This is a genomic window from Pseudomonas sp. CFBP 13602 (assembly GCF_014842725.1).
Lineage (GTDB): Bacteria > Pseudomonadota > Gammaproteobacteria > Pseudomonadales > Pseudomonadaceae > Aquipseudomonas > Aquipseudomonas baltica.
In genome coordinates, this window is sequence record NZ_JACYVT010000009.1 from 88713 (window position 1) to 99978 (window position 11266).

Consider the following 11266-nt stretch of genomic DNA (forward strand, 5'->3'; position numbering starts at 1 on the left):
GCGCCGATGCCGTTGCAAATGGCCCTTGCCGATGGCGGCGCTCGCGTCTACAGCGTGCCGCAGGGCGATCTCGCCGCTTCGTTGACACGCTTTGCCAGCCAGGCCGGGGTCAGCCTGTCGGTCGCCCCCGCGTTGGTCGACGGTCGGCGCAGCGCCGGGCTGGCCGGTGAGTACAGCGTCGAAAGCGGTTTCGCCCAGTTGCTGGCCGGTAGCGGTCTGCGTCTGCAGGCGGTAGGGCAGAATGCCTATATCCTGGTAGCTGCGCCCCAAGGGGCAGACGTCGTGGAAATCACCCCCACCACGGTGACCGGTGCCGCGCAAGGCAGCCTTGCAGGCGAGCCGTATGCCGGTGGGCAGGTGGCGCGGCGTGGCTCGCAAGGCCTTTTGGGTGCGCGAGACTTCATGGACACGCCGTTCAGCATGACCACCTACACCAGCGAGACCAGCAAGAACCAGCAGGCCCGCACCCTGGGCGATCTGGTCGCCAGCGACCCGGCAGTGCGTACCACCAACCCGGCAGGCGGGCGTTTCGAACAGTTCACCATTCGTGGCTTCAGCCTGTTCAACAGCGATGTGTCCTACAACGGGTTGTACGGAATACTGCCTACGTATTCCATCGACATGGAAATGGCCGACCGAGTGGACATCCTCCGTGGGCCCAGTCAGTTGATCAATGGCATTTCCCCGCGGGGCAGTGTCGGTGGCGGCATCAACGTGGTGCCCAAGCGTGCCACCGATACGCCGATCAACGAGTTCACCGCCAGCTACGCTTCCGACAGCCAGGCCGGCGGCGCGGTGGATGTCGGCCGCCGCTTTGGTGAAGATCAGCGCTTTGGTGTCCGCCTCAATGCGGTGAAGCAAGCAGGTGATACCACGTGGGACCAGCAGAGCGTGGACCGCGAGATGGCCGTGATCGGGTTGGATTTTCGCGGCGAGCGCCTGCGGCTTTCCACCGACCTGGGGCATACCGAACGTGATACCGATGCGCCGCAGGAGCGCGTCCAGGTCGGTGTCAACGCGCGCGTGCCGGGTGCCAACCATGTGCGCGACAACTACGCGCAACGCTGGAGCAAGGCGCGTACCGAGGATACGTTCGGGGCGTTCAACGGCGAATACGATTTGAATGATTCGACCCTGCTGTACGGCAGCATCGGTGCACGGGAAAGCAACCACGATTTCCTCCGGCACAACGTGTCCGTCACCAACGATGCCGGTGATTTCGAGGTACTGCCCCGCGACTTCACCCGCGACGAGAGCGTGCGCACGGCCACGGTGGGCGTGCGCAACTGGTTCCAGACCGGCCCGGTCAGTCATGAAGTGAATCTGGCCGCCAGTCATTTCTACATGGACTTCACCAATGGCGGCGCGCGCTACGCCAGGGGGCGCAGCAACCTTTACGACCCGATAGCCACACCAACGCCGACCAACCCCACGCGGCAGGACGCGAAGGTCTATACCGAGAACAGGTTCGACGGCGTGGCGCTGTCCGACACCCTCGGCTTCTTCGACGACCGCTTGCTGCTGACCCTGGGCGGGCGCTGGCAGCGGGTCAAGGTCGATGACTGGAGCGATGGGGTGAAAGGCGATACGGGCTACGACGAGGAGAAGTTTTCGCCTTCGGCAGGCGTGCTCTACAAACTCACCGACGAGCTGTCGCTGTATGCCAACTATCTGGAAGGCCTGAGCCAGGGCAAGATCGCGCCTTCCACCTCGATCAACGAGGACGAGATTTTCCCGCCTTTCATCAGCCGCCAGGTGGAGGTGGGTGCCAAGTACGATCTGGGCAGCCTGGCTATCACCGCGGCCGCGTTTCGTATCAAGCAGCCTGCGTACGAAACCAACACCGTCACCCGCACCTTCGGGCCCAATGGCAAGCGCGAAAACAACGGCGTGGAATTGAGCGTGTTTGGTGAGCCGCTTGCTGGCGTGCGCCTGCTGGGCGGGGTGATGTACATCGACAGCGAGCTGAGCGGTACCACTGCAGGCGCCTTCGATGGCAACCGTGCACCCGCCACGCCCGAGCTGAATGTCAACCTGGGTGCAGAGTGGGACGTGCCGGCCTTGCCAGGGTTGACGCTCAGTGGACGCGGGATCTACTCCAGCGCGCAGTACCTGGATCAAGCCAACAGCAAGGAAATCGACAGTTGGGAGCGATTCGACGTGGGTGCGCGGTACGCGTTCAAGGTGCAGGGCAAAGCCGTCACGCTGCGCGCCAATGTCGAGAACGTACTGGACAAGCGCTACTGGGCATCGGCCGGCGCTTCGGACGACAGCGAGCCGGGGTTGACCCTGGCCACCCCGAGAACCTACCTGGTCTCCGCCACGGTTGGCTTCTGACTGTCTGTGGAAGCGGCCATCTATGGGACCGGGTGCTGCGGTGTGTCAGACGGTACGCGGTGAAGCCTTCGCGGGCAGAGCCCGCTCCCACAGGTTGAACCGTGAACCTGTGGGAGCGGGCTCTGCCCGCGAAAAAGACACTGCGGTGTATCGGCTTAAACCTTGAAGCGTCCGACCAACCCTTTCAGATGTCCGGAAATGTCTGTCAGCCGCCCCGATCCCGATTGTGCCGTGTGCGCGTACTCTTCGACCAACTGAGCATCGGCATGGATCTGCGCGATGTGCCGGTTGATTTCTTCGGCCACCTGGTGCTGCTCCTCTGCCGCCGTGGCGATCTGGTTGTTCTGATCACGGATCGAATCAACCGAAGTCCGAATCTTGTCGAAGCTATCTCGCGCCTGCTGGATGCATTCGACGCTGTCCTGGGACACCTGCAGGCTCCCCTGCATCTGCTGGGTGATGACCTGGGTACGACGAGCGAGATTGCCCAACAGGCCGTCGATTTCCCCGGTCGAGTCGGCGGTACGACGGGCCAGCGCCCGCACCTCGTCGGCGACCACGGCGAAACCACGCCCCTGGTCTCCGGCCCGTGCTGCCTCGATGGCGGCGTTGAGCGCCAGCAGATTGGTCTGCTCGGCGATGGAGCGAATGGTGTCCAGAATGCTGTTGATGTTCTTGCTGTCCTGCTGCAGCAGCTGCATGGTTTCAGTCGACTGTTGCAGCTCCGAACTCAGTTTGAGCACGCAGGTGGTTGCCTCGCCAATACGCTGCTGACCGTCGCTGACCTGTTGGTAGCCATTGTCGGCGCTGGTGGCCGCTTCGCCGCAGGAACGCGCCACTTCGTTGGCCGTCGCGACCATTTCGTTGAACGCCGTGCTGACCAGCTCCACCGCTTCGCGCTGGCGCCCAGCCACTTCATCCATATTGCGCGCGACCTCGTGTGTGTCGGCGGCGGCCACCTGCAGGTCGGACGATGCGGTGCCGATACGTTGCACCAGCTGCGAAATCATCCCGATGAACTGGTTGAACCACCCGGCCAACGCCGCCGTCTCGTCCTTGCCCTGAACCGTCAGCTGACGAGTCAGGTCGCCTTCGCCTTCGGCAATTTCCTGCAGGCCGTTGGCGACGCCCCGGATCGGCCGCACGATGACCCCGGCGAAGCTTGCACCGACGATGGCGAATACCACGGCAAGGGCTGCGGCGATGGCTGCGATCAGCCAGGTCAGGTTCGATGCCCGGGCCATCACCTCTTCACGCTCGATCAGGCCGATGAAGCGCCAGCCAAGCCCGGACGAGCTGACGATGTTGGCCATGTACACCTTGCCGTCGATCTCGACCTGGGTCGAACCGTCGCCGTGCCTGGCCAGCTCGGCGTAGTTGGCGCCCAGGTCGGCCAGCGGCTTGAAGTTGTGCTGTGCATCGCTGGGGTCCACCAACACGTTGCCGTTGGCTTCGATCAGCATCAGGTAGCCACTGTTGCCCAGCTTGATGTTTTTCACCAGTTCGGTCATCTGCTTGAGCGAAACATCCAGGCCCACCACGCCGACCACCTTGCCGGCAGCGTCGGTGACGCTGTGCACCGTACCGATCAACGACACATCATCGGCCGCCCAATAGTAGGCGTCCGTGCGCACGGTGGTGCCGGGCGCGGCCATCGCCGCCTTGTACCAGGGCCGCTGGCGCGGATCGTAGTTGGCGATCTTCGGGTCATTGGGCCAACTGGCGTAGCCGCCATCGCTGAGCCCCAGGGACAGGTAGGCGGTGCTTGGATGGGTCTTGGCGAAACCATCGAAAATCTCCAGCAAACGCTGGTTGTTTTCGGTCAGGGGAATCTGTGGGGCGTCTGCGCCCGAGTAATTCTTCAGACCCGTGGCGGCGACGATACGTGGGTCCTTGGCCAGGTACTCCACGTTCTGGCTGATGCCATCGAAGAACTGCTTCATGCCATTGTCGATCTGACGGATCTCCCGCCCGCTGCTGTCGACGAAGTCTGCCCTGGCAGCTTCGCGCAAGTTGAAGACGACGAGCACGGCGACCACGATCACTGGCAGGCAGGCGATGATCGCGAACCCCCAGGTCAATTTTTGCTTGATGTTCATGGTGTATTCCGCTGGTTTTATAGGTGTTGGTCGGCAGAAGGAAAGGCAGCGTGCTGCGTGCAGTCTCGGGAATTGTTCTTCGCATCGCTTTCAACCTATCGGCGACGAAAGGTCAAGCTGAACTGCGTCCGGCGGGCGCCGGACAGGCGGTCGCTTCGGCACCTGAAACGGTGGTGGGCCGGCAGCCCGCTCGCGGTACTTTTTCAGTCGTGCAGAGTCTACTCAGTGACTTTTCTGACAGAGCGTTCGCGCATGCCCACCGTATCTCGTCTTCCACTGTTCGCCTTCGCGCTGGCCGTGGTCATCCAACCAAGCCTGGCGGCGCCGCGCAGCGTGCCTTCCATCGATACCGAAGATGCCGCACTGGGCAGTGTCGAGATCGGCGAGGAATCAGGCCGCTTTCACCCGCAAATGAGCGTGGATGTCCGCAATGGCGACTTCGCCCGCGGCAACTACGACGATGACGCGGCAAGCCTGGGTCGCGTGCCCTTGCATGCCCAGGCCGGTTTCGCCCTGGACCTGCACCAGGCTGTCGACGGTCGTGCCAACGCCTGGCTGGTGTTCAGCACGAGCAACGGTTTTCATGATCCATCGAGCGATGAAAGGGTAAGCCCGCGGCGCTGGTACGAGAGCAACAACCTGCTGGGATTGGTGATATCGCCCGTCGAGGGGTTGAGGCTGGGGTTTGTCTACACGGTCAAGACCAGCCCGAACGATGTCGCCGACACCACTCAGGAGGCGAGCATTACCTTGGCCTACCAGGCTGATTCGGGGTTTGGCGCATGGCGCCCGGGTTTGGCGATCACCAGCCGTACGCAGGGGGACAGTGGCCTGTATACCCAAGGCAGCGTGGAGCCGGGCGTGGACCTGAGCGATGCCGGTCTGCGCTTGAGTTTTCCCAGCACGGTCGGGATCGGCTGGAATGGATTCTATGGTCCCGATTCCGGCGACCGTCTCTATGCCCGCAGCGGGCTGGCGCTCGAGCAGCCCTTCAAGTGGGGGGAAACACGCTGGAGCGCCCGCGCCGAGGCCCTGGCAATCTACCGCGATGGCACCCTGCGCGAACTCAGCGGCCCGAACGGCGAAACCGACAGCGTGGTGCCTCAGGTGACCATGAGCCTGTCCATGGCGTACTGACCATTACCTGTAGGAGCGGGCACGGACCGCTCCTACAGATGAATCTGCTTCGGGGCCAGGGCCTGGTGCCTCTACCAGGACACACCTTGATTCAGAATCCCTGCTTCGGCAAAAACCTGTAACGGTATGATCTGGCGCATTCCCATCCCTCCCAGAGGTTTCCATGCAGTCCAGACTCATCGCTTACCCGGCCATGGTCGCGCTGACCGTCCTTCTTGCCGGCTGTGACGCGGCCGAAACCGCGGCGAACAAGGTCATCGAAACCTCCAAGACGCAACTGGTCGAAGCAGCGCGTGACACCTTCAGCGAATCGGCCAAGCAGATCAACGAGACGATCGACAAGGCGCAGCAGAGCGCCAAGCCGTGGATGACGGAGGGTGACGAGAAATCCGAAACCCGACACTCTGCAGCCGAGCAGGAAGCTAAGGAAAAGTCGGAAGGGTAAGCCTTTCCGCCTCTTCACAATTCATCAAGCATCAGGCCTGAATGCCACAGCGGGCATGACTAGATCTTGAAGCTGTCCACCAACTGCTTCAAACGGTTGGCCTGCTGGGAGAGCGCATCGCAATTTCGCAGGGTTTCGGTGAGGTTGGTCACGCCCTGCTGATTCAGCATGTTGATTTGACTGATATCCACATTCAGCGCCTCCACCACCGAAGTCTGCTCCTCGGTAGCGGCAGCAACGGATTGGTTCATGCCGTCGATCTCGCCGATTCGCTGGGTCACGATGGCCAGACGATCGCCGGCCTGGTTGGCCACCGTCATGCTTTGCTGACTGGAAGCCTGGCTGGTATTCATCGTCACCACCGCTTCGCGCGAACCCACCTGAAGCGCCGTGATCATCTTGTGAATCTCTTCTGCAGACTCCTGGGTGCGATGCGCCAGGTTTCGCACCTCATCGGCCACGACTGCAAAACCACGGCCCGCTTCACCGGCCCGCGCCGCCTCGATGGCAGCGTTCAAGGCCAACAGATTGGTTTGCTGGGATATACCCTTGATCACGTCGAGGATGTGGCCAATGTTGTCGGTGCCTGCGTTCAAGGTTTCAATCTGCTCGCACGACAGGCTGATTTTCTCGGATAACGTGCTTATTGCCTCGATGGTACGCGTCATCACTTGGCGACCGTCGTCGGCCTGACCGCTGGCATCGCTGGCCTGACGCGACGCTTGCGCGGCGTTGCGTGCAATCTCTTGGGCGGCAGCACCCAGCTCGTTGATTGCAGCTGCAACGCTTTCGGTACGGGCGCTTTGCTCGTCGGAGCCTGCGATGGACTGGTTGGAAGAGTGCATGACCCGTTGGGCCAATGCATGCACTTCCCGGGTAGCCGACGACACCTCGCCGATGGAGGCATGGATACGCTCGACGAACTGGTTGAACGAGGTACCGAGTTCACCGAATTCATCACGGCTTTCAACGACCAGGCGACGCGTCAGATCGCCTTCGCCCTGCGCGATGTCACGCATTGCCCGGCCCATGGTCACCAATGGACGCATCAAGAACTTGATGAGCAAGGTCAGCAACAAGGCAATGGCGAGAACGGCAACGACCATGGCGATCACGGCCGACGTACGGAACTGGCGCAGTGGGGCGTAGGCTTTGTCCTTGTCGATCGACAGACCCACGTACCAATCCGCCGATGGCAATCCTGTGACCGGCGTGAACGACAGCAGTCTCGCCTGACCATCGAGGGTGACCTCCTGCAGATTCTTCTCGATTCGCGGCGTGCTGTCGGGGTAGATGTCTTTCAGGTTTTTCATGACCTGATCCTTGTCCGGCGACACCAACACTTGACCGTCTGCGCTGACAAGAAACGCCTGGCCGATCCCGCCAAAATCCACCGAATTGATGATCTGCACCAACGTGTCGAGGCTCAAGTCGCCGCCGACTACGCCCATCAACTGACCTTGGCGTTTGACGGGCGCTGCCACCGTGACGACCAGGCCACCCACCGATGCCAGATAGGGCGGCGTCAGCATGACTTGATCCGCTGTCACCGCAGCGTTGTACCAGGGCCGCTGACGCGGATCGTACCCACCAGGCATCTTGGTGTCGGGACGCTGGATGAAGGTGCCGTCGGCCACACCCATGTAGGTGAATTGAAAGTTGGTCGTGATCACGGGCTGGTCCAGCAGCCCTGGGTAGTCAGCCTTGTCGCCCTGATAGGCGATGTTCTGGCGCAGGTTTTCAATCACCAGAATCCGGCCGCTGAGCCAGTTCTTGACGCTGCTGGCGGTCAGCTCGCCCGACTGCTTGACCGATGCGCTGAGGTTCTGCTGGATGGCGCTGCGCTGCAGGTAGTCGTTGTAGAGCGTGAACAGTGCGAACGCCAGGATGACGATGCTGCACCCGGCGATCAGGATTTTATGGCTGAATTTCAAGTTCATGGACGCTAGAGGTTCCGGGGCATGAGGGGGCGAAAGCCAGGCGCCGTGCTGGGGATGCAGCAGCGCTGTCAGGCAGCAGGTCGGACTGGGGACGAGCACCGGATGGCGGCAATCGAGTTGCGCCGATAACGGTGGTCTCAAGCGTTTCGGCTGCGGGCGCGCGAACATGAGAACTGATCGTGGTTTTCCGCCACATGGTCACCGGCCGACGAGGGCGCTCCGCGCTGTGCCTGACACACCGCGGCGGCCCATTCGCGGGCTCTGCCCACTCCCACAGAAAAAACTGACCCACCTGGGGGAAATCTCGCCCCAATTGTGTGAGCGGGCTCTGCCCGCGAAGGGCACACCGCGCAGTCCCTGATCCACCGCGGCGGCTCATTCGCGGGCAGAGCCCGCTCCCACAGGGGCTGCGGCATCTCGTAGGAGCGGTCATCGGCCGCGAAGGGCGCACCGTGTGGTACCTGACACACCGCGGTGCGCCCTTCGCGGCCACGGACCGCTCCTACGAACGGGGTTGCGTTCAGTGCGGACCGGTCACCGCCACCAACCCGCCGCGCAGATCGGCGCCGCTGGGCTTCTGGTAGACGCTCAGGCCAAACTCCGGCAGCACGGCCAGCAGGTAATCGAAGATATCGCCCTGGATCCGCTCGTACTCGGCCCAGGCCGTGGTGCGGGTGAAGCAGTAGATTTCCAGCGGCACGCCCTCGGCGGTGGCTTCCATCTGACGGACCATGCAGGTCATGTTCGGCTGGATGTCCGGGTGGGCGTTGAGATACGCCAGAGCGTAGGCGCGGAAAGTCCCCAGGTTGGTCATGCGCCGCTGGTTGGCCGAGAGTTCCGCGACCTCGCCCTGCGCCGCGTTCCACGCCTTGAGTTCGGCCTGCTTGTTGCTGACGTAGCCGCTGAGCAGGCGAATCTGGGTCAGCCGCACTTGCTCCTGTTCGTCGAGAAAGCGTATGCCGCTGGCGTCGATGTGCAGGCTGCGCTTGATGCGCCGGCCACCGGACTGCTGCATGCCGCGCCATTACAACCGGTAAATTTCCATACTATCTAGACCTTCCCCACAGCCCCACGCAGCTCCTCATCCCCCGAAACGCCCATAAAACCACCAATCCTCTCATCAACCCAGATTTCCAACCGAGCATGTCTCCCTGGGCCTTGACCCGATCTCCACAAACTATGTACTAAGTACTAAGCCCAGAAACCCCTACAAGGAACGACCCCGAACTGTACCGCCAATGGGAATACTTGAAGGGACAAGCATTGTGCGCTGTTAGGGATTTCTTTCGCCAAGGTGGAGCTGGACACGACATCCCTGAAGCCTTTGATGCTGAACCAGATCCCTACAGTGGGACGCTGAATAACTTCAGTTGCCGTTTCTGGCAACCCGCTTAACCACAGCGGTTGATGCTGCGTTGGCCACCATTGGCTGGTCGATATGGCATTGGGCGTGAGCGCAATATGCCACGCCCCTCTAGAATGTGTGATGAAGTTCACAAATATCGCAGAAATCTTCAATTTTGAATTAGTGTTCTCTCCGTGGAATCTGCACACGAAAAGCTCCCTATCGCTCTCGCATTTAAAATTCGAGCTCCAAAATTTTGAATTTTGAGGCTCAAACCAACAATCCGACGTCCCAATTTTAAAATTAGGCAGTGTTAATAGGTTAATTGTCACTGATATGGCCGGCCAGATTTTGCATTTTTGGGTGGCGGCGCTCATGTGTTTTTGATATTTCTCATGCTTGTTATTCGCGATTTAATTGTGAAAGATTTGTATCTTGCGGTAGGAAAGAATATGGCGTTTGTAAGAAAAATCAAAACCCTATATCGGAATGATAGTACTGGCCGGGAACGTCAGCTCCCTGCGCTGCTTACGCAAGATGGTATTTTGATATCTCATCTACGATTCTTGGCTGATCCGAATTACTATAGGAAAAGTGAAGAATGGCGAACGCGAAATATTTATGCAGTCCGATTGCTGGTTAAGTATATTCAAGCAAATGAAGGTGTGTTCGAGAAAGCTACTGAGTTGCTAAAGTCTTTTGCCGTCGCTGTAGAATACGGCACTATCGATATCGACACGCAGCGAGATCCTAGCGGGCTTTACTGGTTAACGCGTTCGGCCACGGATGCACGTACAATCATAGGCCATGTTACCGCCTACACAGACTGGCTCGCCCAGCAGCCAGAGTATGATCAGCCCCGGCTCAATCCATTCCGTACTGCTACCTCACTTGAGGAACGTATGAACTGGTGTGCCTACTATCACAAGGAATCTAATGTTTTCCTGGCTCACCTCCGCAATCCCGACGAGGCAGCCAGGAATTTGAAATTGGTGCGTACTGTGCGAGGGCCTGATGTACCTATGTCACAGAAGATTACCAAGCGGTTTCCTGAGCGTGATTTCCATAATTTGCTTACCAGCGGTTGGACGAGGTCGTGTAGCGATACCAACGCTACAGAGCATAACTTTATTGACTATAAAGGCAGGGCGATGACGATACTGATGCACTACGGTGGCCTTAGGAAAAGTGAGATTTTTCACACTTATCTGCAAGATATTATTATCGACCGCAAGCTGAATGAGGCGGTGATTCGGATCAGTCATCCTACTTTTGGCAGAGCACCTGAAGAAGGTTATGCGAATCGTCAGGATTATCTGAATCGACGGTATAGCATGCAGCCTCGGCATAAGTATCCAACGTCGCACGCACTCCACGCGGGGTGGAAGTCGCCGATGCTTACAGAAGATTATGTGGAAGTATATTTCTGTCCCCCTGAAGCATCAAAGGACTTCTTGTACAACTTCATCATGTACCTGCAGCACCAGCGGGTAGACCCGGAGCCTGACGATGATCACCCGTATGCGTTCACTAACACCCGGGGTCGTCCCGAAACGCTGAAGAACTTCAATCGGCAACACTGTGATGCGGTGAATAGAATCGGGCTTGCCCATAGGAAAAAGCTGGGTACAACCGAGCACGGTCACCGTCATGCTTACGGATATCGCATGGTCGAGAGGGACGTTAAGCCGAATATCATCCAAAAAGCCATGCACCACAAAAATCCGAATTCATACAAAGTCTATACGCAGCCTGACGCCGACGATGTTCGCAAAGCCTTTGAAGAAGCCGAGCGCAAGGGCGCGTAAGCGCTGACTCCAAGCGCTGCTTGGCTCATGCACGGCGAGCAGAAACTGGCGTTTCCATGCGACACCTGAATAACCCATCAGCCCTCAGCCCCACCATCAGGCGCTGCTGGGTGCAGGTGGATCGCCCGGGTGATGCATGTCATAAATGTGATGCC

6 protein-coding genes and 1 pseudogene are annotated in these 11266 nt (G+C 59.7%); 4 read left to right on the forward strand and 3 right to left on the reverse strand.

Annotation, left to right across the window (positions count from 1 at the left end):
- Positions 1-6: 6 nt before the first annotated feature.
- Positions 7-2337: a TonB-dependent receptor gene (locus tag IFU31_RS18740; RefSeq protein ID WP_244657712.1), complete on the forward strand. Its 2331-nt coding sequence runs from the start codon at positions 7-9 to the stop codon at positions 2335-2337.
- 155 nt (positions 2338-2492) lie between these two features.
- Here the strand turns inward: IFU31_RS18740 and IFU31_RS18745 are convergent, their stop codons facing one another.
- Positions 2493-4436, reverse strand: coding sequence for a methyl-accepting chemotaxis protein (locus IFU31_RS18745; RefSeq protein WP_185793891.1), 1944 nt, complete (start codon positions 4434-4436; stop codon positions 2493-2495).
- Between the two features lie 252 nt (positions 4437-4688).
- Between IFU31_RS18745 and IFU31_RS18750 the strand changes: the two genes are divergently transcribed.
- Positions 4689-5573 carry a hypothetical protein gene (locus tag IFU31_RS18750; protein ID WP_244657703.1) on the forward strand — a complete coding sequence of 295 codons (885 nt, stop codon included), beginning with the start codon at positions 4689-4691 and terminating at the stop codon, positions 5571-5573.
- A 163-nt stretch (positions 5574-5736) separates the two neighbouring features.
- A complete protein-coding gene (locus IFU31_RS18755; protein WP_122479223.1) occupies positions 5737-6018 on the forward strand; it encodes a hypothetical protein in 282 nt (93 codons plus the stop codon).
- A 59-nt stretch (positions 6019-6077) separates the two neighbouring features.
- Here the strand turns inward: IFU31_RS18755 and IFU31_RS18760 are convergent, their stop codons facing one another.
- Both IFU31_RS18760 and IFU31_RS18765 read right to left on the reverse strand, forming a co-directional pair.
- The gene (locus IFU31_RS18760) at positions 6078-7958 is read right to left on the reverse strand and encodes a methyl-accepting chemotaxis protein (protein WP_192104120.1); all 1881 of its coding nucleotides are present in this window, start codon (positions 7956-7958) and stop codon (positions 6078-6080) included.
- A 520-nt stretch (positions 7959-8478) separates the two neighbouring features.
- Positions 8479-8982 (reverse strand): annotated as a pseudogene (locus tag IFU31_RS18765) (mechanosensitive ion channel family protein); the annotation flags it as partial.
- Between the two features lie 716 nt (positions 8983-9698).
- Here IFU31_RS18765 and gmtY point away from each other — a divergent pair.
- Positions 9699-11111 carry a gamma-mobile-trio recombinase GmtY gene (gmtY, locus tag IFU31_RS18770; RefSeq protein ID WP_244657704.1) on the forward strand — a complete coding sequence of 471 codons (1413 nt, stop codon included), beginning with the start codon at positions 9699-9701 and terminating at the stop codon, positions 11109-11111.
- Positions 11112-11266: the final 155 nt, after the last annotated feature.

Coding starts and splice junctions, on each gene's coding strand:
- IFU31_RS18740 (WP_244657712.1), top strand. CDS start 7: ATGCCGTTGCAAATGGCCCTTGCCGATGGCGGCGCTCGCGTCTACAGC.
- IFU31_RS18745 (WP_185793891.1), bottom strand. CDS start 4,436: ATGAACATCAAGCAAAAATTGACCTGGGGGTTCGCGATCATCGCCTGC.
- IFU31_RS18750 (WP_244657703.1), top strand. CDS start 4,689: ATGCCCACCGTATCTCGTCTTCCACTGTTCGCCTTCGCGCTGGCCGTG.
- IFU31_RS18755 (WP_122479223.1), top strand. CDS start 5,737: ATGCAGTCCAGACTCATCGCTTACCCGGCCATGGTCGCGCTGACCGTC.
- IFU31_RS18760 (WP_192104120.1), bottom strand. CDS start 7,958: ATGAACTTGAAATTCAGCCATAAAATCCTGATCGCCGGGTGCAGCATC.
- gmtY (WP_244657704.1), top strand. CDS start 9,699: ATGCTTGTTATTCGCGATTTAATTGTGAAAGATTTGTATCTTGCGGTA.